We start from the raw sequence: 23,634 nt of genomic DNA, 5'->3' as shown, positions 1-23,634 counted from the left end.
ATCCTTGGACGGTGGCGTCAGGCGCCGGCGGCCTGCAGCAGCGAGGCGAACACCTGCTGCGCCACCTGCAGCACCTTGGCGGCGGCCTGGTAGCTCTGCTGGAACTGGATCAGGCTGGCCGCCTCCTCGTCGAGGTTGACCCCCGAGTTCGACGCGACCGCGTTCTGCGCCTGAGTGGCCGCCGTGGTGGCGATCTGCGACGCAGTGGTGGCGCTTTGCACCCGCACGCCGATGTTGGCGATCGTGCTGGCGTAGGTGTCGGTGACGGTCGCGCCGCCGCCCAGCGTGCCGTCGGGCTGCAGGCTGCGCCCGATCAGCGGCTGGCTGCTCAAGCCGGCCAGCTGCAGCGCATTGCCGTTGTTGGAGGCCGGAAAGGCGGTGCGTGCCACGCTCACGGTGTCGCCGCTGGCCGGCACGCCGTTCAGGTTCAGCTCGAAGCCATTGAGCGCGATCGGCTGGCCGGCCGTCCAGGTGCCGGTGCCGCTGCTGGTGACGACGCCGGTGGTGGCGTTGGTCAAGGTCCAGGTGTAGGCGCCGGTGCCCGAGGTGAAGCTGATGCTGGCGGTCTGGTTGGGATCCACGCCGGCGCTGACCACGTTCAGCGAGCCCACCGACGCGGTGCCGGTGTTGGCAGCGCCCATCGTCGCGGTCACCGGCGCCGCCGCCGCCAGCCCGTTCGGATCGTCGAGCACGCGGGCCATGCCGGTCGCGGCGTTGCCGGCTGGCTCCAGCAGGAAGTGGTCGCCCGGCTTCAGCGGCGTGGTGACGTTGATCTGGAAGCCGTCCACCGTGGCGCCGTTGCTGATGGTCTGGGTCGTGCCATCGGACAGGCGGGTCAGCTGGTACTGGCCCGAACCGCTGGGGTCCGGCGTCAGGCTGTAATCGCTGGCCTTGAGCTGGGTGACGTCGGTCACCTTCAGGCTGACCTGGCCGATGAACTGCCCGCTGGCGTCGCGGGCGTTGTTGGCATTGGCCATCGCCAGCGGTGCGCCGGTGGCGAACAGCGGGGCACCCGCCGTCGGCGGGTTGAGCAGGTTCAGGCCGCGCGCCTGGGCGTCGTTGACCTCGCCGGCGAAGACCGAGGCCATCTGGCCCAGCATGTTGCGTGCGTCGACCAGATCGGTGTTCTGGAAGGTCATCAAGCCCGCGATCGAGCCGCCGGTGAGCATGTTCTGCGTCAGCGGCGTCATCTGGCCGTTGACGCCGATCGCCAGCGAGGCCCGGCTGGGGTCCTGCGCGTCGGCCACCACCTGCAGCTGAGAGGCCTGCGAACCCAGCACCAGCTGCTGGCCGCCAGCGACGAAGACGCCCAGCGAACCGTCGCTGGCCGGCACCGTCGAGACCTGGACGAACTTGCTGAGCTGGTTGATCAGCGCATCGCGCTGGTCGAGCAGCGAATTGGGCTTGGCGCCGAGTCCGTTGACCGCGGAAATCTGCTGGTTGAGGCTGGCGATCTGCGCCGTCAGGCCATTGACGCTGTCGACCGAGGTCTTGAGGCTGTTGACCACGCCGGCCTGCATCGAGGTGACCTGGGCCGCGGTGCTGGAGAACAGCCCGGCGACGTCCGACGCGCGGGCCAGCACGACCTGGCGGGCCGAGCTGTCCGCCGGCGCGTTGGCCATGTCGGACACCGCGCTGAGGAAATTGCCCATCGACGCGCTGAGGTCCTGGCTGCCGGTCGGGAACGCGTTCTGCAGTTGCTGCAACTGAGTCGAGCGCGCGTCGTACATGGCCGACGCCGACTGGGTCTGCTGCAGCTGGGTGGTGAGAAAGGCGTTCGCGCTGCGGGTCACGTCGACCACGTCCACGCCCTTGCCGAAGTAGCCCGAGCCGGTGTACTGCCCCTGGCTGGTGGCCAGCACCGCCTGCTGGCGCGTGTAGCCCGCCACGTTGGCGTTGGCGATGTTGTTGCTGGTGACCTGCAGCGCCGCGTTGTCGGCCATCATGGCGCGAACGCCGATGTTCATCAGACCGGAACTGGACATGGCGCTATCCTGGTATCGCGCGTCAGGCGCTGAGGCTGTGCTGCAGGCGCAGCGTGGTGTTGATGACCTGGGTCAGCTTGGCCGCGTAGGCCGGGTCGGTCGCGTAGCCGGCCTTCTGCAATCCCATCGCAAAGCCCTTGGCATCGTGGCGCGACGCCATCACCGCGGCGTAGCGCGGGCTGCTCTTGATCAGGTTCGCGTAGTCGGCGAAGGACTCGGCGAAGCTGCCGTAGGCGCGGAACTTCTGCACCACCTTGCGCGCCACGCCGCCGATGTACTCGGTGGTGGTCACGTCGGCGGTCGGCCCCTTCCAGTTCGCACCGGCCTTGATGCCGAACAGGTTGTAGGTGGGTGAGCCGTCGTGGGCGCGGATGTCCTTGCGGCCCCAGCCGGTCTCGTGCGCCGCCTGCGCGATCATGAAGGTGGCCGGGATGCCGCTGGCGGCCTCGGCCGCCTTGGCCGCGACCTCGTGCTGCTGCACGAAGCTCGCCGCCGCCTGTTGCGGCAGGCCGATCCTGGCGTGCGGCGCGGTGATCGCGGCGGGCGCGGCCGCAGCGGCCTGGTTGGCGCTGTCGTTCTTCGGGATCGGGCCCGGGCTCATGCCCATCTGCCGCTCCAGCTGCCGCGCGATCAGGTCGGACAGGCCGCCGGGCTGGCCCGAGGCCATGCCGGCCCACTGGGTGTCCAGCATCTCGGTGCCCAGCTTGCTGGCGTCGTTCTCCAGCAGACCGCTGTGGCTGGAGGACTCGCGCATGGTCTTCAGCAGCTGCTGCATGAACAGCGTCTCGAACTGCTTGGCCGCCGCACGCACCGCGGCCTTCGGGTCGGTGGCGGCCTGCCGGCTCAGCGCCGACAGGCCGCGGGCGTCGCCGAACCCTGTGGTGGTGGTGACCGGTACTGCGGCCATGTCAGATGACCTCCAGCTCCGCGTTGAGCGCGCCGGCCGACTTCATCGCCTGCAGGATGGCCAGCAGGTCTTGCGGCGTCGCGCCCAGCGCGTTCAGCGCCTTGACCACGTCGGCCAGCTCGGCGCTGGCCGGCAGCTTCATGATCACGCCGCCTTGTTGAGACACGGTGATGTCGCTTTTCTGGGTGACCATGGTCTGGCCCCCGGTCGACCCCGGCGACGGCTGGCTCACCGACGGCGTGGTGCTGATGGTCACCGACAGGCTGCCGTGCGCCACCGCGCAGGGCGCGATCGTGACGCTCTGGTTCAGCACGATCGAGCCGGTGCGCGGGTTCAGCACCACCTTGGCCGCGGGGCGCGCCAGTTCGAGCGGCAGGTTCTCGACATCGGCCAGGAAGTCCACCCGCGCGTTGCGGTCGGTCGGGGCGCGCACCCGCACCACCCGGCCGTCCAGCGCCTGCGCGGTGCCGTCGCCCTTGGCGGCGTTGATCGCCTGCGCCACCGCGCGCGCGGTGGCGAAGTCTTCCGAATCCAGGTCCAGCTGGATGAAATCGCCGTGGTCCAGCGGCGTCGGCACCGCGCGCTCCACGGTGGCGCCTTCGGGAATCCGGCCGCCGGCGAGATGGTTGATCTGCACCTTCGAGCCGTTGGCCGACGCGCCGGCGCCGCCGACGATCAGGCCGCCCTGGGCCATCGCGTAGATCTGGCCGTCGGCGCCCTTGAGCGGGGTGGCCACCAGCGAGCCGCCGCGCAAGCTCTTGGCGTTGGCGATCGAGGCGACGCTGACGTCGATCTGCTGGCCCGGCTGCGCGAAGGCCGGCAGCTGCGCCGTCACCAGCACCGCCGCCACGTTCTTCAGCTGCATCGTGGTGCCCGGCGCCACGGTGATGCCCATCTGCTGCAGCATCGAATTCAGGCTTTGCGTGGTGAACGGCGCCTGGGTGGTCTGGTCGCCGGTGCCGTCGAGCCCGATCACCAGGCCGTAGCCCATCAGCTGGTTCGGCCGCACGCCCTGCACGCTGGCCACCTCCTTGATGCGCGGCGCGGCGTGCGCCGGCCAAGGCCACCACAGCGCCGCGCTGGCCAGCACGAAGGCCAGCGTCATCGCCAGGCGCAGGAGACGTTCGGTGCGGTCGGTGTGCATGGTGGGGTACCAGGAAGAAGGAGCGGTGGACGCCATTGTTGGCCGGGCTCAGATCGGCAGAATGTTCAAGAAGAAGCGCCCCAGCCAGCCTATTCCCTGGGCATCGTCGACCGCGCCGCGGCCGCGGTTCTCGATCCGCACGTTGGCGATCGCCGCGCTGGGCACGACGTTGCCCGGCAGGATGGAGCGCGGATCGACCTGGCCGGTGAAGCGCAGCACGTCCACCCGCTGGTTCAGGCCCACCTGCTTCTCGCCGGCGATCATCAGCACGCCGTTGGGCAGCACGCCGGTGACCAGCGCGGTGATCGTGCCGGAGAACTGGTTGGCGTTGGTGATCGTTCCCTTGCCTTCGAAGCTGTTGGTGCTGCTGCCGGTGGCGCCGAGCCGGCCCAGGAGCGAGGCCGACAAGCCGCCCAGCGCGCTGAACGAGGCGTCGACCTTGCCGGTCTTGTTGACCGTGCTGTCGGCCGACTGCGAGGCGTTGATGTTCTCGACGATGTTGACGGTCAGCGTGTCGCCGACCATGCGCGCGCGGTAGTCCTCGTAGAGCGGCCGGTAGCGCGCGGCCTGGAAGATCGCGCCGTTGGCCTGCAGGCCGGGCGCCTCGGGCGGCGGCAGCGGCACCTGGGCGGGGATCGGCGCCGGGCCGCTGGCGGGCAGGCTGGGCGCGGTGGCGGTGGCGAAGTCGACCTGCGGCACCTTGTAGAGCGTGGTGCAGCCGGCCAGGCCGAAGCCGGCCAGCGCCAGGCCCAGCAGCGCGGCGCGCATCACATCTGCCCCAGACGTTGCAGCATCTGGTCCGCCGTGGTGATGGCCTTGGAGTTCAGCTCGTAGCTGCGCTGGGTCTGGATCATGTTGACCAGCTCCGACACCATGTTGACGTTGCTGGTCTCCAGGAAGCCCTGCTGCAGCGTGCCCAGGCCGTTGGCGCCGGGCGCGCCGGTGTTGGGGGTCCCCGACGACGCGGTCTCGGTGAAGATGTTCTGCCCCATCGGCTGCAGGCCGCCCGGATTCACGAAGCTGGCCAGCTGCAGCTGGCCCAGCACCTGCGGCGTGGCCTGGCCGGGCAGCGCGACGCTGACCTGGCCGGTGGCGCTGATCGTCACGCTTTGCGCGTTGGCCGGAATGGTGATGCCGGGCTGCACGGTGTAGCCGGCGTTGTTGACGATCTGCCCCTGGGCGTCGAGCTTGAGGGAGCCGTCGCGGCTGTAGCCGGTGGTGCCGTCGGGCAGTGTGACCTGCAGGAAGCCCTGGCCGTTGATCGCGACGTCCATCGGGTTGCTGCTCTGCTGCAGCGTGCCCTGGGAGAAATCGCGTGCCGTGGCCACCGCCCGCGTGCCCAGGCCGACCTGCAGGCCGGTGGGCAGGGCGGTCTGGTCCGAGGTCGCCGCGCCGGACTGGCGCAGGTTCTGATACATCAGGTCCTCGAATTCGGCGTGCGAACTCTTGTAGCCGGTGGTGGCGGCGTTGGCGAGGTTGTTCGAGATGTGGTCCAGCTGGGTCTGCTGGGCCTCCATCCCGGTCTTCGAAATCCACAGGGCGCGGAACATGGGCGGTCTCCCGATAAGGGGTATGTGCGGATGATCCGCCCGACTTGAGACCTCCAAGACGCGGAAAAGGCGGCCATTGGGCCGCCTCTTCGGGACGTTGCCGGCGTGCCGGCGCTCAGCCGGTGCCCAGCAGCTTGGCCGCGGTATCTTCCTGCTTCTGCGAGGTGGACAGCATCTTCATCTGCTGCTCGAACTGGCGCGCCGCGGTGATCATCGCCACCATGGTCTCGACCGGGCTGACGTTGGAGCCCTCGAGCGCGCCGTCCTGCAGGCGCGCCGTCGGGTCGGCGGCCAGGTCGCCGCTGCTGGCGCGAAACAGCCCATCCTCGCCGCGGGTCAGCGGGTCGGTCGGCGTGACCATCTTCAGCTTGCCGATCGACTGCGGCTTGACGCCCGGAGCGGTCGCCGTGATGGTGCCGTCGGAGGCAATCTGCACCGCCGAGTTCGGCGGCACGGTGATCGGCCCGCCGTCGCCCATCACCTGCAGCCCGCTGGCGTTGACCAGCAGGCCGTCGGCATTGACGTCCAGGCTGCCGGCGCGGGTGTAGGCCTCGGTGCCGTCGAACGACTGCACCGCCAGCCAGGCGTTGCCCTGCATCGCCACGTCGAGGTTGCGGCCGGTGCCCTGGATCGTGCCGGGATCGGACTTGTAGCCGATCGTGGTCTCCAGCGCGTAGACCCGGGTCGAGGCGCCGCTGCCCTGCACCGGCACCGCGCGGAACGCCGCCATCTCGGCGCGGAAGCCGGTGGTGTTGGCGTTGGCCAGGTTGTTGGCCAGCACCTCCTGGCGCTGCATGGCCGCCTGGGCGCCCGCCATCGACAGGTAGATCATGCGGTCCATGCTCGGTGCTCCGGTTCAGGTCATTGCCGCGGGATCAGATCAGCGCAGGCTGACCAGGGTCTGCATCACCTGGTCCTCGGTCTTGATCGTCTGCGCATTGGCCTGGTAGTCGCGCTGGGCGGTGATCATGTTCACCAGCTCGGCGGTCAGGTCCACGTTCGACTCTTCGAGCGCGCCGGCCTGGATCACCCCCAGGTTGCCCTGGCCGGGTGCGCCGACGATCGGGCTGCCCGACGCCGAGGTCGAATGCCAGCCGTTGCCGCCGACCGCCTGCAGGCCCTGCGGGTCGCGGAAGGTGGCCATCTCCAGCTGGCCGACCGGCTTGGTCTGGCCGTTCGAGTAGTTGGCGGTCAGCACGCCCTTGGCGTCGACCACCATGCCGGTCAGCGAACCGGCGGCAAAGCCGTCCTGAGACAGGTTGGTCACGCCGAAGCCCGAACCGAATTCGGTCGAACCGCCGAAGTTCAGCGCCACGTTCGGGATCGCCAGCGTGGCCGCGCCGCTGGCATTGGTCGACGCGGGGATGTTCAGCGTCATGGTGCTGGGCGTCGGCGTCGTGCCGTTGCTGTTGAAGGCCAGCGTCGTGATCGGCGCCGGGCTGGCGGCGGTGCCGCCCACCGTCGTGCCGTTGGCCGTCGCGTAGACGTTCCACTGGTCGGTCGCGCTCTTCTGGAAATAGTAGGTCAACGCCACCGGCTGGCCCTTGGCGTCGTAGGCGGTGACCGAGGTCGCGTTGTTGTAGGTGGTCGCGTCGGCGAAGTTGATCGTCGGCGTGGCCGCCGCGGCCGGCACGTTCAGGCGGGCGTCCAGGTTGAACTGCAGGTCGATCTTGCCGGTCGGGTTGGGGCTGACGCCGGCGGTCGGCAGCTGCAGCGCCGCGGCCTGCCCCGGCTGGATCATGCCGGTGTTGTCGGCGGCGTAGCCCATCAGCTTCAGGCCCTGGTTGTTGACCACGTTGCCGTTGGCATCGACCTTGAACTGGCCGTTGCGCGAGTAGACGGTCGGGTTCACGCCGTCGCTGAGCTCGAAGAAGCCGCCGCCGTTGATCGCCAGGTCCATCGCGTTGCCGGTGGTGGTGATGTTGCCCTGGGTGAACTGCTGCGACACCGTGGCCAGGTGCGTGCCGATGCCGATGTTGACGCCCGAACTGCCGCTCAGCGCGTTGGCGTACATGTCCGAGAACTCGGCGCGCGACTCCTTCGACCCGTAGGTGTTGGCATTGGCGATGTTGTTGCCGATCACGTCGAGATTGCTCGACGCGCCGTTGAGACCCGACAAGGCTTGCTGAAAACTCATGATGACTCCTGGTGGAAGTGGCGCGCCGGCGTGAAGGGATGCACGGCAGTCACTGGAACGCGACCACGTCGCTGTAGGCGACCTGCTGGCCGTTGGCCAGTTCGATCGCCAGGCTGTTGTTGCTGCTGCTGACCGAGGACACCGTCTGGTTCTCCAGCGGCGTGGCACTGACCGGCTGGCCGCCGGCGGTGGCGCTGACGTTGAAGCTCAGCGCCTCGCCCTGGTTGGCGCTGGGCACGGTCCAGTTGAAGCTGTGCGTGCCGGCGCTGACGTTGCTCAGGTTGATCGTGTCGAGCACGTTGCCGGCCGGGTCGGTGACCTGGACCTGCACCGCATCGGCCGCGCTGGCGAGCTGGAAGCCGGCGTCGGCGGCCGCGCCGTTGACGCGCAGCTGGTTGCCCTGCACCGACACGCTGTGCCCGACCAGGCCGGCCCCCTGGACCGCCTGCAGCTGGCCGAACTGGGTGCCCAACCCGCCGATCGAGGTGTTGATCGTGCCCAGCTGCGAGACGGTGCTGATCTGCGCCATCTGGCTGGTGATCTGCGAGTTGTCGGTCGGGTTCAGCGGATCCTGGTTCTGCATCTGGGCCACCAGCATCTTCAGGAACTGGCTCGACAGGTCGGCGGCCGAGGTCGCCGTCAGCGCAGAGGGGCTGCCGGTCGCCGTGCTGGCGCTGGTGCTGGAATTGACGGTCGTGCTCATGGCGATCTCCTCGTGGCGCGCGGGGGGCGCGCCTTACCCCTGGCCCATCTGCAGCGTCTTGCCGAGCAGCGTCTTGGCCGTGTTCATGACTTCGATGTTGTCCTGGTACGAGCGCGAGGCCGAGATCATGTTGACCATCTCCTCGACCGCGTTGACGTTGCTGTAGGTGACATAGCCGTCGGCATCGGCCGACGGGTTGCTGGGGTCGCGCACCTTGCGCCCGGGCGTCTGGTCCTCGGTCACGGTCGAGACCCGCACGCCGGCGCTGGTGGCGCCGGGATCGGTCGCGCCGGCCTGGCCCTGCGCACCCATCATCACCGTCTGGAACACCACCTGGCGCGCCTTGTAGGCCTTGCCGTCGGGTCCCGCCACGGTGTCGACGTTGGCGAGGTTGGAGGCGACCACGTTGAGGCGCTGGCTCTGCGCGCTGACCGCGCTGCCGGAGATGTCGAAGACCTTGAACAGGCTCATGTCATGGCTCCTTCGGCGACTCAGCCCTGCGACGGGCTCTTCATCGCGTTCATGATGTTGGAGACGTCGTAATTGATGAAGCGCAGCGAGGCCTCGTACTTGACCGAGTTCTCGGCGAAGGTGGCGCGCTCGCGGTCCATGTCGACCGAATTGCCGTCCAGGCTGGTCTGCGAGGCGGTGGCGTAGACCAGCCCGTCCGGCGACGCCGCGCCGGCGCCGGGCTGCAGGTGGCCCGGGTCGGTGACGGCCATTTGGCCCGGCACCGCCAGTTGACCGGTGGCCTGGCGCAGCGCGGTGGCGAAATCCATGTCGCGGGCGATGTAGCCCGGCGTGTCGGCATTGGCGATGTTGCTGGCGATCAGGCGCTGGCGTTCGGCGCGCAGCGCGAGGGCCTGCGACTGGAAGTCCAGCGAGTCGGTCAGGCGGTTGATCATGGCGTGTGTCCTTCGCGTCGGCGATGTCCTGGCCGGCGGACCGCAACGGCGGCACGGAGTCAGGGCGTCGGCCGATTGTGCGCAGCGCTGTAGTGCGCCAAAGCCGCAAACAAGGGCGCCCGAACCCGCCAATTCCCGCCCTTGCCCGGCCCCGCACGCTGCCACCATGCCGATCAAGCACCGAAGCATCGCACCATGCCTACCCTGACCCGCCGCCTGACTCCGCCCGGCACCGCCCTGGCCGCACGGCGTGCCGCACTGGCCGCGCTGCTGGCCGGGGCCGCCGTGGTCTCGGCCCAGGAGGCGCCGCCCCCCGACATCGGCACGCTGACCGACCGCATCGTCGCGCTGGCCCGCGACGGCGCCCGCGCACCCGGCGCCACGCCGGTGCGGGTCGCGGTGGAGGTGGGCCAGCTCGATCCGCGGCTGAAGCTCGCGCCCTGCCAGAAGATCGAGCCCTACCTGCCCAACGGCGTGCCCGCCTGGGGCCGCTCCCGCGTCGGCCTGCGCTGCGTCCAGGGCCCCAAGGCCTGGAACGTCACGCTGCCGGTCACCATCCATGTCTACGCCCAGGCGCTGGTGGTCTCGGCGGCGCTGCCGGCCGGCACGGTGCTGAGCGCTGCCGACCTCAGCCTGGCCGAGGTCGACCTGGCCGCCGAGCCCGGCGCCGCCATCGGCCAGATGGGTCAGGCCGTGGGCCGCACGCTGGCCCGCTCGCTCAGCGCCGGCAGCACCCTGCGCATGCCCGACCTGAAGGTTCGCCAGTGGTTCGCCGCCGGCGACACCGTCAAGCTGGTGGCCTCGGGACCCGGCTGGCGGATCGTGTCCGAGGGCCAGGCCGTCACGCCGGGGCTGGAGGGCCAGGTCGCCCGCGTCCGCACCGACAGCGGCCGGGTCCTGCAGGGCCGCGCGGTGGCCGACCGGGAGATGGAGGTCAGCCTGTGAACCGCCGTACCGATCCGAATGCAAAAAGGGCTAAAGTTCCGCCACCGGACTCCGAAAGACGATGCATGTCGTTCGGGTCCACGCCGCTGTTCAGGGCCCATTGGAGCAGACCATGAAAATCGGACCTCTCGATACCCCACCAGCCGCGACCCCGCCGAGCACGGAGCGCAAGACCTCGTCCACGACGGCCGGCCGGTCCGGCGCGGCCGGCAGCCCCAGCAGTGCCACGGTGGACATCTCCGCCGCGGGCAGCCAGCTCGCGCAGTCGGCCAGCGAACCGACCTTCGACGCCGCCAAGGTCGACCGGATCGCCACCGCGATCCGCGAAGGCAAGTTCACGGTCGACGCGAACAAGATCGCCGACAAGCTGATCTCGAACGCGCAGGACCTGCTCAAGCGCTACACCCAGAACTCCCAGAACTGAGCGTCCGGCCGGGCGCTCGCCCCGGCCGGGCCGCTCGTCGAGCCCCTCCCCTTTGCCGACCCGCACCGGTCGGCCTGATCACCGGCACCTCACCATGCTCAGCTCCCCGCAGGAACACCAGGCCGTGCGCGACCTCGGCGAACTCGAAGCCACGCTGGGCGCGGTCGAGGCCCACTTGCAGGCCCTGGGCGAGGCGCTGCAGGCCCGCGATCCGGCCGCCACCGAAGCCGCTGCGAACGATCTGCACCGGTCGCTGACGCTGGCGGTGCGACGCTTCGGCGAGACCGCCAGCCATGGCGGCGTGCCGCCGGCGCTGCGCCGCCGCCTGGCACTGGCCACCGGCCTGGTCGCCGCCCAGCGCGACGCCGTGGCCCGCGCCACCGCCGTGCTCGACCGGGCGATCGACGTGCTGCTGCCGGCGCAGGCCCAGCTGGGCGCCTCGGCCGCCTACGGCGCGCAGGGCTATGCCGTGCGTGCCCAGAGCACCGGCTCGACGCTGGCCTGAGCGCCCCATCCCCACCCCCCACGGCCCGCCCAGCGCGGGCCGCTGTCGTTGCGGCCCGCGGCCGGTGCGCTAGCGAAACAGCGCCAGCGTGCGATCCAGCGCCGCGATGAAGGGTGACTCCAGCGTCGGCAGCATGAACATCATGCCGACCAGGCCCACGCTCATCGTGATCGGGAAGCCCAGCGAGAAGATGTTGGTCTGCGGCGCGACGCGCGAGATCACGCCCAGCACCATGTTGACCAGCAGCAGCATCGCGATCATCGGCGTGGCCATCCACAGTCCCATGCGGAACACCTCGGCGCCCCAGGTCTGGGGTTGCACGGCCTTCAGGAACGCGAACGGCTCCGGGCCGACCGGGAACACCACCAGGCTTTGCACCACCGCCTGGATCACGCTGAGGTGACCGTTGCTGACGATGAAGACGAACGAGATCAGCGTGCCGAAGAAGCGGCTGGTGGCGGTGGTCTGGCCGGCCGCGATCGGGTCGAAGAAGCCGGCGAAGTTCATGCCCATCTGCAACCCGGCGATCTCGCCCGCCAGCTCGACCGCGGTGAACAGCAGCTTGACCGCGAAACCCATCGTCACGCCCACCAGCACCTGCTGCACCACCAGCAGCAAGGCCAGCGCCGAATCCAGCGCCACCGGCGCGGTGGGCGGGGCCACGCCGGACGCCGACAGCGCGATCAGGAACGCCAGGCCGATGCGCACCCGCGCCGGCACCGGGCTCTGGCCCAGCACCGGCATCACCTGCAGCAAGGCCAGCACGCGCAGGAATGGCCACAGCAGCGGCGTGATCCAGCCGAGGATCTGGGCCTCGGTGAACGAGATCATGTGCGGCTCAGGTCGCGGCGCCGGCGATGGACAGCAGCATGTGGCGCAGGTAGTCGACCAGCGTGGTGATCATCCACGGCCCCGCCACCGCCATCACCGCCACCGCCGCCAGCAGCTTGGGCACGAAACTCAGCGTCGCCTCGTTGATCTGCGTGGCGGCCTGGAAGATGCTGACCAGCACCCCCACGACCAGCACCGTCAGCAGCATCGGCGCGGCCACGGTCAGCAGCATCAGCAGGCCTTGCTGGCCGATCGTGAACACATGGCTCGAATCCATCGCGAAAGTCCTCTCGGGGTCAGGTCGCGAAGCTCGCGGCCAGCGAGCCCAGCAGCAGGTTCCAGCCGTCGGCCAGCACGAACAGCATCAGCTTGAACGGCAGCGAGACCAGCACCGGCGACAGCATCATCATGCCCAGCGACATCAGCACGCTGGCCACGATCATGTCGATGATCAGGAACGGGATGAAGATCAGGAAGCCGATCTGGAACGCGCTCTTCAACTCGCTGGTGACGAAGGCCGGCACCAGCACCTTGAACGGCACGTCCTCGCCCTTGACCGACTTGTCCAGCTTGGCCAGATGGGCGAACAGCGCCACGTCCGACTGGCGGGTCTGCTTGAGCATGAACTCGCGCATCGGCCCCTCGCCGCGGGCCAGCGCCTCGTCGAAGCCGATCTGGTTCGCCGCGTAGGGCTGCCAGGCCTGGGTGTAGACCTTGTCGATCGTCGGTGACATCACGAAGAAGGTCAGGAACAGCGACAGCCCGATCACCACCTGGTTCGGCGGCGCGGCCTGCGTGCCCAGCGCCTGGCGCAGCAGCGACAGCACGATCACGATGCGCGTGAAGCCGGTCATCATCAGCAGCACCGCCGGCAGGAAGCTCAGCGCGGTGAAGAACAGCAGCGTCTGCATCGGCACCGAATAGCTGGCGCCGCCGGCGCCCTGGCCGATCAGCAGCGGCAGCACCGGCCCGGTGGCCGCCGCCTGGCTCCAGCCCAGCACCGGCCACAGCAGCGCGGCCGCCAGCGCGGCCGCACGCCCCCGGCGCAGGCCGCGGCGAACGGGCTCAGTCATTCGCCTCTCCCGGCCCGCCCTGGCGGAAGCGCTGCATCAGCTGGCTGACGGTGGGCGACTGCGGTTCGCGCACCGCCACCGGCGTTTCGGCCGGCGCGTCCAGCGTGGTCAGCGGGGAGATGCGGTCGCCGCTGACGCCCAGCACCAGCCAGCGCGACTGCGCGCCCTGCATCAGCTCGACCACCACCACCTTCTGCGACGGCGACAGCGACAGGCTGGAGACGGTGCGCAGCAGGTCGTTGCGGGCGGCGCCGCCCAGGCCGGCGCGGCGCATCAGCCACAGCGAGGCCGGGATCAAGGCCACCACGACCGCGAAGGCCAGCAGCGGCATCAGGGAAAAACCGTTCATCGCGTTCTCCGGCGCCGCGGCGCTCAGACCCGGCTCAGGCGGCGCATGCGCTCGCTGGGGGTGACGATGTCGGTCAGGCGGATGCCGAACTTGTCGTTCACCACCACCACCTCGCCCTGGGCGATCAGGAAGCCGTTGACCAGCACGTCCATCGGTTCGCCGGCCAGCGCGTCGAGCTCGACCACCGAGCCCTGCGCAAGCTGCAGGATGTTCTTGATCGGGATCCGGGTGCGGCCCAGCTCGACGGTGAGCTGGACCGGGATGTCCAGGATCATGTTGATGTCGTTGCCCGCGCCCGGCGCGGTGCCGGTCGGCGTGAAATTGGTGAACGCCGCCGGCGCCACCTGTTCGGCGGGCGAGGCGAGCTCGCTGGCCACATCGTTGGCACCGCCGGCTTCCGCCAGCGCCGCCGCCCATTCATCGGCCATCGAATCCTGGCCCTTGGCGTCTTCAGCCGACATTGCTTTCTCCCAGCCAGCCCGCTTGCGAGCCGGTCAACAGACGATCGATCTTGACGGCGTACTTGCCGTCGGCGGTGCCATAGTGGCAGTCGAACACCGGCACGCCGTCGACCTTGGCCTGCACCAGCGGTGACAGGTCGAGCTCGACGAAATCGCCCGGTTTGAGGGCCAGCAGCTGCTCCACGGTGGCCGGTGCCGTGCCCAGCTCGACCACCATGTCTACCTCGGCGGACTGGATCTGCTGCTTGAGCAGGTTGACCCAGCGGTGATCGGGCTCGACCGAGTCGCCCTGGATCGACGAATACAGTACGTCGCGGATCGGCTCCAGCGTCGAGTACGGAATGCAGAAGTGCACCTGGCCCGAGGTCTCGCCGATCTCCAGCGTGAAGCTGGTGGCCACCACGATCTCGCTCGGCGTGGCGATGTTGGCGAACTGGGGCTGCATCTCCGAGCGCTGGAAATCGAGCTCCAGCGGGTAGATCCCGGCCCAGGCGCGCTTGTACTCGGCGGTGATGCAATCGACCAGGCGCTCGATCACCCGCTGCTCGGTGGCCGAGAAGTCGCGGCCCTCGATGCGGGTGTGGAACTTGCCGGCGCCGCCGAACAGCGCGTCGATGACCGAGAACACGATCGCCGGATCGCAGACGATCAGGCCCGAGCCGCGCAGCGGCCGCACCTGCACGATGTTGAAATTGGTCGGCACCACGATCTCGCGCAGGAAGGCGCTGTACTTCTGCACCTTGATGCCGCCGATCGACACCTCGGGGCTTTTGCGGATCAGGTTGAACAGGCCGACGCGGATGTTGCGAGCGAAGCGTTCGCAGATGATCTCCATCGTCGGCATGCGGCCGCGGACGATGCGCTCCTGGCTGGCCAGGTCGTAGTTGTGGATGCCGCCGGTCGGCGTCTCTTCCTGCTCCAGCTTCTGGCTCTCGCCGGTGATGCCTTGCAGCAGCGCGTCGACTTCGTCTTGCGACAGGATCTGCTGGTTCATCGTGTCACCCTCGCGATGCGCAGGCCGGGACGCCCGCAACCGGTGGCGGCGCCGCACGGCGACCGCCGATCGGCAGGCCGCGGAACGCCTGGGGCCAGGAGACGGGCCATGGTCACTGGATGATGAAGCTGGAGAACTGGACCGCCTTGACCGGCGAGTCGTCCAGGCTGTCGCCATGCTTCTTGTGCTTGCCGTCACCCGCGGGCTGCGAGGCCGCGGCGTCCGGATCGGGCAGCTCGACGCCCATCGGCAGCACGGCGGCGCGCAGCACCTCGCGTGCCAGCAAGGCCTTGCCGTCGGCGCCCGCCAGGTCCTGCGAGGTCTTGCGCGACAGCAGCAGCAGGATGTTGTTGCGGATCGCCGGCAGGTAGGTCTTGATTTCCTCGGTGGCCTTCTCGTCGTCGACCTGCAGCGTGATGCCGATCTGCGCGAAGCGATCGACGTCATGGTCGGCCAGGTTGACGACGAACGGGTCCAGCGGCACGAAGGCCGGCGGGGTCTTCTTTTCGTCCTTCTTCTTGTCCTTCTTGGCGTGGCGGTCGACCTGGGCCGTGCCATCGCCGCCGTCGTCCTCGGCGGCGGCCTCGTCGGCGGCCTTCTTCTTCAGGTAGAACACCGCGCCCCCGCCCGCCACCATGAGCAGCAGCAGCACGGCGGCGAGGAGGATGATCAGCTTCTTCTTGCCCTTCTTGGGCGCGGCTTCGCCCGCTTTGACGGGGGCGGCGGCTGCAGACATGTCGGCTCCTTCGGTGGCGGCGGCCCCGCAGCGCCCCTGGAAAAGGGGGTCGCGGCGCCGAGATCCGGGTTCAAGCCATTATTGGGAGCAGCCCTCGGCATCGATGCCATGAAAAGCGGGGGAAATCCCGCCGTCCCGGTCCCCCAGAACCCGGCGGACCTGATCCGACCCCGAACAAGGCGGCAATCCGCAGAGGGCCTTGGAAGGGCACGGCGCACCTGCCCACCGCCCGCAAGCCTGGGGCCGGCGGCCGGCGCGGCTCAGGCGTACAGGTCGAGCAGGCTGCGGTGGCGGCTGACGCGGGCGGGCGTCGCGCGGGCGTCCGCCGCGGCCACGCCGGTCGCCGGGCCGGTCACGCCGCTCCGGCCGGATCCGGCACTGCCGCTGCCGGGCGCTCCGGCCTGGGCGTTCTGCCGCTGCGCGCCTTGATCGGAGACACCGCCGCCGGACAAGCTCAGGCCGACGTCGCCCAGCGCGGCCGACAGCTGCGGCAGGCCGTCGCTCAGCGCCTGGCGGGTGGCGGCCACGTCGGCGGCCAGGTCGATCCGGGTGTGGCCGCCATGGACGGCAATGCGCACCTCGATCGGACCCAGGTCCTGAGGATGCAGTTCCAGCGACGCATGCTGCACGCCGTCGCGCAGCCAGGTGCTGAGCTGCAGGCCCAGCGCCGGCACGAAGGCGGCCGTGCCCGGGGCGGCCGAGAGGCTGGCCTGGGCCTGGGGCGGCGGGGCCGCGGCGGGGGCGTCGCTGACCGGCGGTGGCGCCGGCGGGGTCGACGCGAGCAGGGCCTCGCCAACGGTGCCCAGGCTGGGCAGCGTGCCGTCGCCTTCGGTCGACGAGGTGGCGTGCCGGGTTCCGCGGTCGGCGGCAGCGGGGTCCAGCGCCGCCATGGCCGCGTCGTGGGCCGCCGCGAACGCGGCGGCGCCGTGGCCGGTGGCGAGCGCGCGGCTGCCCGCCGCACCGGCCGCCGCGCTGGCGCTGGCGCCAGCGCCAGCCGCCGCCGGATCGGCCCCCGCGTCGTCGCGGATCGCCGCGCCCGGCGCCCGGCCCAGGGCGTCGCGCAACGCGGCCAGCGGGTCGGAGGAGGTCGCGGCGTCGGCGGTCTGGGCCGTCGCCGGAGCGCCTGCCGCCGGCACGGCGACGACCGGCGTCGGCAGGGCCAGCGGCGCGGCCGCCGGCGGCGGGGCCACGGCGGCGCCGTCGCCGTTTGTCCTGGCGTCGGCCGCCTTGGTGTCGGTGTGTCGGGCGGTGGGCCCGGAGCCGGCCGCGTCGTCGGCGCCCGCGCCGGCATGGCCGGTCTTGGCCGCCGTATGGCTCGTCGGTGCGGCGGGTGCCGCGGTGGCGGGCGGGGACGGGGCCTGGTTCTGGTCGCGCAGCCACCGCGAGAACGGCGTGGCGCCGGACGGGTCGCCGGCATCGGCGGCGCTGGCGGCCACGGCATGGCGGGCGCCGCCACGGGCCGGCGCGTGGGCGCCGCCGGGCGCGAGCGGGGTCAGGGGCGAAGTGGCGGTCATGGTTGGGCGTCCTGCGGGTTCAATGGGTCGCCAGGGCCTGGCGCGCTGCCCAGCCCTGGCGCTGCGCGGCTTCGTCGCAGGCCTTCTGGTCGCGCCGGTCGCTCTGCTGGCGCTGCGCCAGCCGGCGGCGCTCGATCAGCTTGCGCACCATCGCGACACGGGTCTCGCGCTGATGCAGCCGCGCCTGGCTTTGCTCGGCGCGCTGCCCGCTCAGCACCACCTGGGCCTGCTGGGCGGCGATGGCCTGGTCCAGCCGCTCGATGAAGCCCTGGTAGCAGCGCAGGATCTCCATCGTCGCGCTCTGCTTGAACTGCGCCGACCAGCGCTGGCGGTAGTCGTCGCGGTAGGTCTGCAGCGCGTCGGCCTGCTGGCGCGCCTGCTCGGCCAGGCGGGTGGCGTCGCGCCACTCGATCAGCGCAGCGTCGCGGCGGCGTTCTTCCCGATCGAGCAAGGTGGCGAGGAGTGGCAGGCGATCCATGGGTGGTTCCGGTGGCAAGGTTCAGTTCATCCGGCAGGGTTCAGCGCCAGCAACTGCCGGCGGCTGGCGTCGAGCGGCGCACATTCGTGCATGTCCTGCTGCAGCAGCGCGTTGATCTGCGGCTGCACGCGCACGGCCGCGTCGAGCTCGGGGTCGGAGCCCGCCGTGTAGGCGCCGAGCTGGATCAGGTCGCGCGCCTTGTTGTAGCGGGCCAGCCATTGGCGGGCGCGGCGGGCGCCGTCGAGGTGCTCGCGCGGGGCCACCGAGGTCATCACGCGCGAGATCGAGCGCTCGACGTCGATCGCCGGGAAGTGGCCGGCCTCGGCCAGCTCGCGCGAGAGCACGATGTGGCCGTCGAGGATGCCGCGCGCCGCATCGGCAATCGGATCCTGCGGATCGTCGCCTTCGGTCAGCACGGTGTAGAACGCGGTGATCGAGCCCTGGCCGTGCAGGCCGTTGCCCGAGCGCTCGACCAGCTGCGGCAGCTTGGCGAAGCAGCTCGGCGGATAGCCCTTGGTGGCGGGCGGCTCGCCGATCGCCAGCGCGATCTCGCGCTGCGCCATCGCGTAGCGGGTCAGCGAGTCCATCAGCAGCAGCACGTGCTGGCCGCGGTCGCGGAAGTGCTCGGCGATCGCGGTGGCGTAGCTGGCGCCCTGCATGCGCACCAGCGGCGGCGCGTCGGCCGGCGCGGCGACCACGACCGCGCGCTGGCGGCCGTCCTCGCCCAGGATGTCCTCGATGAATTCCTTGACTTCGCGGCCGCGTTCGCCGATCAGCCCGACCACGATCACGTCGGCGGCGGTGTAGCGCGCCATCATGCCCAGCAGCACCGATTTGCCGACGCCGGTGCCGGCGAACAGGCCCAGGCGCTGGCCACGGCCGACCGTGAGCATCGCGTTGATCGCCCGCACGCCGGTGTCCAGCGGCTGGCGGATCGGGTCGCGGTCCATCGCGTTGATCGGCCGGCGCACCATCGGCTCGCTCTGCACCTCGCCCAGCGGGCCGCCGCGGTCCATCGGCTGGCCATGGGCGTCGACGACGCGGCCCAGCAGCCCGTCGCCGATCGGCAGGTGCAGGCCGCGGTCCTCGGTGCGGCGCCAGGGATGGTTCTCGACCCCCAGGCGCGGCGGAATCTGCGGCACCGGCAACGGCACCACCCGGGCGCCGCTGGCCAGGCCGTGCACCTCGCCGGTGGGCATCAGGTAGGCGCGGTCGCCGTTGAAGCCGACCACCTCGGCGGTCACCGGCGCATCGCCCGGCATGCCCACCGAGCAGACCGCGCCGACCGGCGCGCGCACCCCGGCGGCTTCCAGCACCAGGCCGGTCACCCGCACCAGCGAGCCTTCCATCTCCAGCGGCTGCGGCAGGCTGGCGTAGTTGCGCAGATCGGCCAGGAAGCCGTCCCAGCGCTGGTCGCGGTCGCTCATGCGAGGCCTGCCTCTTCCTCGGCGTCGCCGGCGGCCGGCGGGCTCGCCGGCTCGTCCCAGGCCGGGCCGGCGCCGAACACCGCGGCCGCCTGGGCCCAGCGGCGCTCGATGCGGGCGTCCACCTGGCCGAGGTCGGATTCGACCACGCAACCGCCGCGGCTGATCGCGGCGTCGGCCTGCAGCACCACCTCGCGGGCACGCAAGGCTTCGCCGGCGCCGGCCTCGATCAGCGCCAGGTCCTGCGGGTTCATGCGCAGGCGCAGGTGGCGCGCCGACAGCAGCACCGCGCCCACGGCTTCCTGCGCCACCAGCGCGACGCAGTCCGGGCGCTGGGTGAGTTCGCTGCGCACCACCTGACGGGCCAGCGTCACGGCGGTGTCGATCACGGCCTGGGCCATGCGCTCCTCGAGGGCTTGCACACCCTGGTCGAAGGCGGCCACGACGGCGCCCACCTGGGCGGTGATCTGCTGGGCGAACTGGCGCTTGGCGGCCTCCAGCGCCTCCAGGCCGTCGCGGTGGCCGTCCTGCCAGCCCTGCTGGCGCGCGGCCTGGATGCGGGCCAGCCACTCGGCCTCGGTGGGGGTCGGCGGCGCCGGCGGCGGCGACTGGCGCCGGTCGCCCTGGCGCCGGTCGGCGGCCGCGGCGCGCGCGGCGGAGGCCGGGTTGATGGTGGCGTCGGGGTGGGCCGCCGCGGCGAAGGCGTCGGGCGTCCAGCTGGCGAAATCGGCCAGCTCCTCGCGCGGGATGAAGCGCGAATAGGCGTTGGCCGGCCGGGGGGCGGCGCCCACCGGCGGCGGCACCGGCCGCGGGCCGGGCTTAGACGAAGTCATCGGCAGCTCCCGAGGCCAGCACGATCTGGCCTTCGTCGACCAGGCGGCGCACGGTCTTCAGCATTTCCTTCTGCTCGGCCTCGACCTCCGAGACCCGCACCGGGCCGCGCGATTCGAGGTCTTCGCGCAAGGTCTCGGCGGCACGGCTGGACATGTTCTTGAACACCCGTTCGCGCAGCTCGGGCGTGGCGCCCTTGAGCGCGATGACCAGCGATTCGCTCTGCACTTCCTTGAGCACGGCCTGGAAGCCCTTGTCGTCGAGCTTGTTCATGTCCTCGAAGGTGAACATGTTGTCCATCACCTTCTGCGCGAGGTCGGCGTCGGCCTCGCGGATGTAATCCAGCGCCGAGGTCTCGACCGACGAGCCCATCAGGTTGATGATCTCGGCCGCGGCCTTGGCGCCCCCCAGCGAGGCCTTCTTCAGGCGGTCGCCACCGGCCAGCACCTTGGACAGCACCTCGTTCAAGTCCTTCAGCGCGGCCGGCTGGATGCCGTCCAGCGTCGCGATCCGGATCAGCACTTCGTTGCGCTGGCGCTCGGCGAAGCTCTTCAGCACCGAGGAGGACTGGTCGAAATCCAGATGGACCAGGATCGCCGCGACGATCTGCGGATGCTCGTTGCGCAGCAATTCGGCCACCGAGCCGGCGTCCATCCACTTCAGGCTCTCGATGCCGCTGATGTCGCTGCCTTGCAGGATGCGGTCGATCAGCAGGTTGGCCTTGTCGTCGCCCAGGGCCTTGCGCAGCACCGACTTCACGTACTCGTCGGTGTCGGGCACCAGCATGTGCTGCTCGGCCGCCACGTCGGTGAATTTCTCCAGCACCTGCTCGACCCGCTCGCGCGGGATGATCTTCATCTTGGCGATGGTCTCGCCGAGCTTCTGGACTTCCTTCGGCCCCAGGTGCTTGAACACCTGCGCCGCTTCCTCCTCGCCCAGCGACATCAGCAGGATCGCGGCGTTCTCGATGCGGTCGTCGTCGCTCACGAGACCCTCCCTGGCCGGGCCGTGGCAGCCCGGCGTTCAGGCCGAGGCACCAAGATGGAAGCGTGGTGGACCATGGTGCGATGCTCAGGCGGCGGCTTCGCCGTTGACCCACTCGCGCATGATGTTGGCGACGGCGGCCGGATTCTCGCGGGCCAGCCGGCGCGCGGCTTCGAGCCGGGAGTTCTCCTTGGGCGCCTCCAGCGCGGGCAGGCCCTCGGCGCCCGGCAGGGCGGTGACGTCGTCGACCACCGCGTCGAGTTGCTGCGCGCGCCCGGCCTCGTCGCCGCCGGCCGGCGCCATCGCCTGCTTGAGCGCCGGACGGACCACGCCGAAGATCAGGCCCAGCGCCACCACCGCCAGCGCGCCCGGCACCGCGCCGGCCCGCAGCAGGTCCAGCAGCCAGGGCTGCTTCAGCAAGGGCACGGCGTCGGGCTTGGCCGGCGCATCGACATGGAACGGCGCGTTGATCACCTTGACCGAATCGCCCCGGTCCTTGTTGAAACCGACCGCCTCCTGCACCAGCGCGGTCAGCTTGTCCAGCTCCTCCTGCGGCAGCGGCGTGGTGGTGGACTTGCCCTTGGCATCGACCGTGGTGCGCAGGTTGGCCACCACCGCGACGTTCAGGCGCTTGACGACGCCGGTCGGGTTGCGGGTGACGCGCACCGTCTTGTCGACCTCGTAGTTGGTGACGTTCTCGCGCCGCTCGGTGCCGGCCATCGCGCCGGTGGGCGCGCCCTGCAGCGGTGCCGAGGCGCCATTGACCGGCGCGCTCACCGGCAGCGGCGGCTGGTTGCTGGCCGCACCGGGCACGCCCGTCGGGGTGACGCTGCCGGGGGCGGCGGACTCCGAGGTCTGCAGGCTGCGCACCGCCGCCGGCTGGCCGCCCTGGTTGGGGCTGTAGAGCTCCGACGTGGCCTCGGTCTGCGTGAAATCGATGTCGGCGGTGACGGTGGCGCGCATGTTGTCGCGGCCGAGCACCGGCACCAGCAGGTCGTTGACCCGCTTGAGGTAGCCCGCCTCCACCTGCTGGCGGTACTGCAACTGCTCGTCGTTGAGCGTCGCGGCGGCGTCGTCGCCGCCGCCCGACAGCAGTTCGCCATGCTGGTCGAGCACGCTGACCGCCTTGGGATTGAGGTCCGGCACGCTGGACGACACGAGGTGCACGATCGCCGCGGTCTGGGCGCGGTCGAGCGTTCGGCCGCCGACCAGGGTCAGCATCACGCTGGCGCTGGGCTTTTGCTGCTCGCGGAAGAAACCGTTCTGGTTCGGCAGCGCCAGGTGCACCCGGGCGTCCGAGACGCCGTCGAGCTGGGTGATGGTGCGCACCAGCTCGCCTTCGAGCGCGCGCTGCATGTTCATGCGCTCCTGGCGGTCGGTCTGGCCGAAGCGGGCGTTGTCCAGCAACTCGTTGCCGGTGACCGAGGACTTGGGCAGGCCGGCCGCCGCCAGCTTCATCTTCAGGTCGTAGACCCGGTCGGCCGGCACCAGGATGGCCGCGCCGCCGTCGGTGTAGCGGTAGGGCACGTTCATCTGCGCCAGCTGGGCGATGATCGCGCCGGCTTCCTTGTCGGGCAGGTTGGCGTACAAGACCTTGTAGTCGCCCTGGCTGGCCCACAGGCTGATGGCCACCAGCGTGGCCAGCAGCGCGGCCAGGCCGGCGCCGAGCTTCATCTTGGTGCCGGCGGGCAAGGCGCCCAGGCGCGACGCAAAGCCGGTGCCGCTGGGGACGGGCACCAGGGTGGGAGCGGTGACGACGGCTTGGTCCATGGGTGTTCAGACAGGCAGGCGGTCCGTGGGGGGCACGCCCGGTGTTGGGGTTGGGTCTGATTGTTGGTCCAAGCCGGACCCCGCCATGGCGCAAGAAGCCCGGCAAACGCCCGGCAGTTCGCTTCTTCGGCCGGCCCGGGGCTGCGTACGATGGCGAGCATCCCACCTCCCCTTTTCCGGAGGGGCCCCATGGACCTGAAACTCAAACCCTTCGACTTCGCCCAGGCGGTGGCCCGGGCCGGCATGTCCCCCGACGGCACCCCGCTGTCGCGGGTCGGCGCGGCCACGCCGGCGACGGCGGTGGCGAAGGGCGGCTTTCAGAGCGCGATGACCCAGGCGCTCAAGGACGTCAGCAGCGCGCAGCTGCAGGCCGAGGGCATGCAGCGCGACCTGCAGCTGGACAACCCGACCGTCAGCCTGGAGCAGACCATGGTCGCGATGCAGAAGTCGCAGATCGGCTTCCAGGCGGTGCTGACCGTGCGCAACCGCATGGTGCAGGCTTACACCGACGTGATGAACATGCAGGTCTGAGCGGCCCGACCGCCCCGCGGCGCACCGGCGTCAGGCCATCGGCTCATCGCCGGGGGCCGGACGCGGCGGACGCGGGTCGGCCTGCTGGCGCGCCAGCGCCACGCTGGCCGAGACCAGCATCTGCACCTGCACCGGGTCGATCGCCTGGTGCAGCCTGCAGCGCAAGCTGCGCGGGCCGCGGCCCACGCCGTCCAGCGGACCGAGCTCGTCCGGCAACAGATGGCCGTTGAAGAGCTGCAGGTTGACGTGCGCCTTGTGCGGCGCGATCGCCAGCAGCACCTGGCCGTCCAGCTGGAACACCAGGTTGCCCCATTTGACGGTCTCGCTCAGGTCGGGCGCCGCCTCGCGCACCGCCTGTTGCAAGGCCTCGGCCACGCTGCGCACCGCGGCCGGCTGGAAGTCGAACCAGGACGCGACCAGGGCCTTGGGGCGGGTGGTGGAGCGCATGCCGTG

At 70.7% G+C, this 23,634-nt stretch carries 28 protein-coding genes; 4 read left to right on the top strand and 24 right to left on the bottom strand.

The genetic code is table 11. The features are described 5' to 3' along the window. Positions 1-17: 17 nt before the first annotated feature. The 10 genes from flgK to flgB all read right to left on the bottom strand — a co-directional run bounded on the left by flgK (position 18) and on the right by flgB (position 9,331). Complete coding sequence (flgK, locus tag AC0N04_RS09865; protein WP_474281054.1) at positions 18-1,985, bottom strand: flagellar hook-associated protein FlgK; 1,968 nt, start codon at positions 1,983-1,985, stop codon at positions 18-20. Positions 1,986-2,007: 22 nt separating this feature from the next. Beyond that, on the bottom strand, positions 2,008-2,892 hold the full coding sequence (gene flgJ / locus AC0N04_RS09860) for a flagellar assembly peptidoglycan hydrolase FlgJ (protein ID WP_474281052.1): 885 nt from the start codon (positions 2,890-2,892) through the stop codon (positions 2,008-2,010). A gap of 1 nt (position 2,893) precedes the next feature. Further along, positions 2,894-4,036 carry a flagellar basal body P-ring protein FlgI gene (locus AC0N04_RS09855; RefSeq protein ID WP_474281050.1) on the bottom strand — a complete coding sequence of 381 codons (1,143 nt, stop codon included), beginning with the start codon at positions 4,034-4,036 and terminating at the stop codon, positions 2,894-2,896. A gap of 48 nt (positions 4,037-4,084) precedes the next feature. Next, the gene (locus AC0N04_RS09850; protein ID WP_474281048.1) at positions 4,085-4,804 is read right to left on the bottom strand and encodes a flagellar basal body L-ring protein FlgH; all 720 of its coding nucleotides are present in this window, start codon (positions 4,802-4,804) and stop codon (positions 4,085-4,087) included. Further along, positions 4,804-5,586 carry a flagellar basal-body rod protein FlgG gene (flgG, locus tag AC0N04_RS09845; protein ID WP_474281046.1) on the bottom strand — a complete coding sequence of 261 codons (783 nt, stop codon included), beginning with the start codon at positions 5,584-5,586 and terminating at the stop codon, positions 4,804-4,806. Before flgG ends, AC0N04_RS09850 begins: the two co-directional genes overlap by 1 nt. Before the next feature lie 115 nt (positions 5,587-5,701). Then, entirely contained in the window at positions 5,702-6,427 is a 726-nt protein-coding gene (gene flgF, locus AC0N04_RS09840) for a flagellar basal-body rod protein FlgF (protein ID WP_474281044.1), read from the bottom strand. A gap of 39 nt (positions 6,428-6,466) precedes the next feature. Next, on the bottom strand, positions 6,467-7,723 hold the full coding sequence (gene flgE, locus AC0N04_RS09835) for a flagellar hook protein FlgE (RefSeq protein ID WP_474281042.1): 1,257 nt from the start codon (positions 7,721-7,723) through the stop codon (positions 6,467-6,469). A gap of 49 nt (positions 7,724-7,772) precedes the next feature. Continuing rightward, positions 7,773-8,426 (bottom strand): flagellar hook assembly protein FlgD, encoded by a 654-nt coding sequence (locus tag AC0N04_RS09830; RefSeq protein WP_474281040.1) that lies wholly within the window; start codon positions 8,424-8,426, stop codon positions 7,773-7,775. Between the two features lie 33 nt (positions 8,427-8,459). Beyond that, positions 8,460-8,897 (bottom strand): flagellar basal body rod protein FlgC, encoded by a 438-nt coding sequence (flgC, locus tag AC0N04_RS09825; RefSeq protein WP_474281038.1) that lies wholly within the window; start codon positions 8,895-8,897, stop codon positions 8,460-8,462. Between the two features lie 20 nt (positions 8,898-8,917). Beyond that, entirely contained in the window at positions 8,918-9,331 is a 414-nt protein-coding gene (gene flgB / locus AC0N04_RS09820) for a flagellar basal body rod protein FlgB (RefSeq protein ID WP_474281036.1), read from the bottom strand. Between the two features lie 195 nt (positions 9,332-9,526). Between flgB and flgA the strand changes: the two genes are divergently transcribed. The 3 genes from flgA to AC0N04_RS09805 all read left to right on the top strand — a co-directional run bounded on the left by flgA (position 9,527) and on the right by AC0N04_RS09805 (position 11,205). After that, on the top strand, positions 9,527-10,276 hold the full coding sequence (flgA, locus tag AC0N04_RS09815; protein WP_474281034.1) for a flagellar basal body P-ring formation chaperone FlgA: 750 nt from the start codon (positions 9,527-9,529) through the stop codon (positions 10,274-10,276). A 112-nt stretch (positions 10,277-10,388) separates the two neighbouring features. Beyond that, complete coding sequence (gene flgM, locus AC0N04_RS09810) at positions 10,389-10,700, top strand: flagellar biosynthesis anti-sigma factor FlgM (RefSeq protein ID WP_474281032.1); 312 nt, start codon at positions 10,389-10,391, stop codon at positions 10,698-10,700. Positions 10,701-10,794: 94 nt separating this feature from the next. Beyond that, entirely contained in the window at positions 10,795-11,205 is a 411-nt protein-coding gene (locus tag AC0N04_RS09805) for a hypothetical protein (RefSeq protein ID WP_474281030.1), read from the top strand. A gap of 69 nt (positions 11,206-11,274) precedes the next feature. On the opposite strand, the gene fliR is transcribed toward AC0N04_RS09805, so the two are convergent. The 13 genes from fliR to fliF all read right to left on the bottom strand — a co-directional run bounded on the left by fliR (position 11,275) and on the right by fliF (position 22,650). After that, complete coding sequence (gene fliR, locus AC0N04_RS09800) at positions 11,275-12,036, bottom strand: flagellar biosynthetic protein FliR (RefSeq protein WP_474281028.1); 762 nt, start codon at positions 12,034-12,036, stop codon at positions 11,275-11,277. Between the two features lie 7 nt (positions 12,037-12,043). Next, positions 12,044-12,313: a flagellar biosynthesis protein FliQ gene (gene fliQ, locus AC0N04_RS09795; protein ID WP_474281026.1), complete on the bottom strand. Its 270-nt coding sequence runs from the start codon at positions 12,311-12,313 to the stop codon at positions 12,044-12,046. Between the two features lie 19 nt (positions 12,314-12,332). Further along, entirely contained in the window at positions 12,333-13,109 is a 777-nt protein-coding gene (gene fliP, locus AC0N04_RS09790) for a flagellar type III secretion system pore protein FliP (protein WP_474281024.1), read from the bottom strand. Continuing rightward, positions 13,102-13,458, bottom strand: coding sequence for a FliO/MopB family protein (locus AC0N04_RS09785; protein WP_474281022.1), 357 nt, complete (start codon positions 13,456-13,458; stop codon positions 13,102-13,104). The genes fliP and AC0N04_RS09785 overlap by 8 nt, the downstream gene beginning before the upstream one ends. Before the next feature lie 23 nt (positions 13,459-13,481). After that, positions 13,482-13,919: a flagellar motor switch protein FliN gene (gene fliN, locus AC0N04_RS09780; RefSeq protein WP_474281020.1), complete on the bottom strand. Its 438-nt coding sequence runs from the start codon at positions 13,917-13,919 to the stop codon at positions 13,482-13,484. Beyond that, positions 13,909-14,913, bottom strand: coding sequence for a flagellar motor switch protein FliM (gene fliM / locus AC0N04_RS09775; protein WP_474281018.1), 1,005 nt, complete (start codon positions 14,911-14,913; stop codon positions 13,909-13,911). Before fliM ends, fliN begins: the two co-directional genes overlap by 11 nt. 112 nt (positions 14,914-15,025) lie before the next feature. After that, complete coding sequence (locus tag AC0N04_RS09770) at positions 15,026-15,649, bottom strand: flagellar basal body-associated FliL family protein (protein WP_474281017.1); 624 nt, start codon at positions 15,647-15,649, stop codon at positions 15,026-15,028. Between the two features lie 260 nt (positions 15,650-15,909). Next, positions 15,910-17,163, bottom strand: a complete 1,254-nt coding sequence (locus AC0N04_RS09765; RefSeq protein ID WP_474281015.1) for a flagellar hook-length control protein FliK — start codon at positions 17,161-17,163, stop codon at positions 15,910-15,912. 19 nt (positions 17,164-17,182) lie between these two features. Next, positions 17,183-17,641 carry a flagellar export protein FliJ gene (gene fliJ / locus AC0N04_RS09760; RefSeq protein ID WP_474281013.1) on the bottom strand — a complete coding sequence of 153 codons (459 nt, stop codon included), beginning with the start codon at positions 17,639-17,641 and terminating at the stop codon, positions 17,183-17,185. Between the two features lie 26 nt (positions 17,642-17,667). Next, positions 17,668-19,068, bottom strand: a complete 1,401-nt coding sequence (gene fliI, locus AC0N04_RS09755) for a flagellar protein export ATPase FliI (protein ID WP_474281011.1) — start codon at positions 19,066-19,068, stop codon at positions 17,668-17,670. Next, positions 19,065-19,898 carry a FliH/SctL family protein gene (locus AC0N04_RS09750; RefSeq protein ID WP_474281009.1) on the bottom strand — a complete coding sequence of 278 codons (834 nt, stop codon included), beginning with the start codon at positions 19,896-19,898 and terminating at the stop codon, positions 19,065-19,067. The genes fliI and AC0N04_RS09750 overlap by 4 nt, the downstream gene beginning before the upstream one ends. Next, positions 19,885-20,883 carry a flagellar motor switch protein FliG gene (fliG, locus tag AC0N04_RS09745; RefSeq protein ID WP_474281007.1) on the bottom strand — a complete coding sequence of 333 codons (999 nt, stop codon included), beginning with the start codon at positions 20,881-20,883 and terminating at the stop codon, positions 19,885-19,887. The genes AC0N04_RS09750 and fliG overlap by 14 nt, the downstream gene beginning before the upstream one ends. Positions 20,884-20,967: 84 nt before the next feature. Next, on the bottom strand, positions 20,968-22,650 hold the full coding sequence (gene fliF / locus AC0N04_RS09740) for a flagellar basal-body MS-ring/collar protein FliF (RefSeq protein ID WP_474281004.1): 1,683 nt from the start codon (positions 22,648-22,650) through the stop codon (positions 20,968-20,970). A 189-nt stretch (positions 22,651-22,839) separates the two neighbouring features. Between fliF and fliE the strand changes: the two genes are divergently transcribed. Then, a complete protein-coding gene (gene fliE, locus AC0N04_RS09735; protein ID WP_474281002.1) occupies positions 22,840-23,181 on the top strand; it encodes a flagellar hook-basal body complex protein FliE in 342 nt (113 codons plus the stop codon). Positions 23,182-23,211: 30 nt separating this feature from the next. On the opposite strand, the gene AC0N04_RS09730 is transcribed toward fliE, so the two are convergent. Continuing rightward, positions 23,212-23,628 carry a DUF1801 domain-containing protein gene (locus tag AC0N04_RS09730; protein ID WP_474281000.1) on the bottom strand — a complete coding sequence of 139 codons (417 nt, stop codon included), beginning with the start codon at positions 23,626-23,628 and terminating at the stop codon, positions 23,212-23,214. Positions 23,629-23,634: the final 6 nt, after the last annotated feature.

It is taken from the genome of Ideonella sp. sgz306126 (genome assembly GCF_056032705.1).
Note: the sequence above shows the minus strand (reverse complement) of the source record. Positions and strands in the feature narration are given on the sequence as shown.

Coding starts and splice junctions, on each gene's coding strand:
- AC0N04_RS09850 (WP_474281048.1), bottom strand. CDS start 4,804: ATGCGCGCCGCGCTGCTGGGCCTGGCGCTGGCCGGCTTCGGCCTGGCC.
- AC0N04_RS09770 (WP_474281017.1), bottom strand. CDS start 15,649: ATGTCTGCAGCCGCCGCCCCCGTCAAAGCGGGCGAAGCCGCGCCCAAG.
- flgJ (WP_474281052.1), bottom strand. CDS start 2,892: ATGGCCGCAGTACCGGTCACCACCACCACAGGGTTCGGCGACGCCCGC.
- flgB (WP_474281036.1), bottom strand. CDS start 9,331: ATGATCAACCGCCTGACCGACTCGCTGGACTTCCAGTCGCAGGCCCTC.
- flgF (WP_474281044.1), bottom strand. CDS start 6,427: ATGGACCGCATGATCTACCTGTCGATGGCGGGCGCCCAGGCGGCCATG.
- flgM (WP_474281032.1), top strand. CDS start 10,389: ATGAAAATCGGACCTCTCGATACCCCACCAGCCGCGACCCCGCCGAGC.
- AC0N04_RS09765 (WP_474281015.1), bottom strand. CDS start 17,163: ATGACCGCCACTTCGCCCCTGACCCCGCTCGCGCCCGGCGGCGCCCAC.
- fliF (WP_474281004.1), bottom strand. CDS start 22,650: ATGGACCAAGCCGTCGTCACCGCTCCCACCCTGGTGCCCGTCCCCAGC.
- fliM (WP_474281018.1), bottom strand. CDS start 14,913: ATGAACCAGCAGATCCTGTCGCAAGACGAAGTCGACGCGCTGCTGCAA.
- fliN (WP_474281020.1), bottom strand. CDS start 13,919: ATGTCGGCTGAAGACGCCAAGGGCCAGGATTCGATGGCCGATGAATGG.
- AC0N04_RS09750 (WP_474281009.1), bottom strand. CDS start 19,898: ATGACTTCGTCTAAGCCCGGCCCGCGGCCGGTGCCGCCGCCGGTGGGC.
- flgK (WP_474281054.1), bottom strand. CDS start 1,985: ATGTCCAGTTCCGGTCTGATGAACATCGGCGTTCGCGCCATGATGGCC.
- fliE (WP_474281002.1), top strand. CDS start 22,840: ATGGACCTGAAACTCAAACCCTTCGACTTCGCCCAGGCGGTGGCCCGG.
- flgA (WP_474281034.1), top strand. CDS start 9,527: ATGCCTACCCTGACCCGCCGCCTGACTCCGCCCGGCACCGCCCTGGCC.
- flgC (WP_474281038.1), bottom strand. CDS start 8,897: ATGAGCCTGTTCAAGGTCTTCGACATCTCCGGCAGCGCGGTCAGCGCG.
- fliI (WP_474281011.1), bottom strand. CDS start 19,068: ATGAGCGACCGCGACCAGCGCTGGGACGGCTTCCTGGCCGATCTGCGC.
- AC0N04_RS09730 (WP_474281000.1), bottom strand. CDS start 23,628: ATGCGCTCCACCACCCGCCCCAAGGCCCTGGTCGCGTCCTGGTTCGAC.
- fliP (WP_474281024.1), bottom strand. CDS start 13,109: ATGACTGAGCCCGTTCGCCGCGGCCTGCGCCGGGGGCGTGCGGCCGCG.
- AC0N04_RS09830 (WP_474281040.1), bottom strand. CDS start 8,426: ATGAGCACGACCGTCAATTCCAGCACCAGCGCCAGCACGGCGACCGGC.
- flgG (WP_474281046.1), bottom strand. CDS start 5,586: ATGTTCCGCGCCCTGTGGATTTCGAAGACCGGGATGGAGGCCCAGCAG.
- AC0N04_RS09805 (WP_474281030.1), top strand. CDS start 10,795: ATGCTCAGCTCCCCGCAGGAACACCAGGCCGTGCGCGACCTCGGCGAA.
- flgE (WP_474281042.1), bottom strand. CDS start 7,723: ATGAGTTTTCAGCAAGCCTTGTCGGGTCTCAACGGCGCGTCGAGCAAT.
- AC0N04_RS09785 (WP_474281022.1), bottom strand. CDS start 13,458: ATGAACGGTTTTTCCCTGATGCCGCTGCTGGCCTTCGCGGTCGTGGTG.
- fliR (WP_474281028.1), bottom strand. CDS start 12,036: ATGATCTCGTTCACCGAGGCCCAGATCCTCGGCTGGATCACGCCGCTG.
- AC0N04_RS09855 (WP_474281050.1), bottom strand. CDS start 4,036: ATGCACACCGACCGCACCGAACGTCTCCTGCGCCTGGCGATGACGCTG.
- fliQ (WP_474281026.1), bottom strand. CDS start 12,313: ATGGATTCGAGCCATGTGTTCACGATCGGCCAGCAAGGCCTGCTGATG.
- fliJ (WP_474281013.1), bottom strand. CDS start 17,641: ATGGATCGCCTGCCACTCCTCGCCACCTTGCTCGATCGGGAAGAACGC.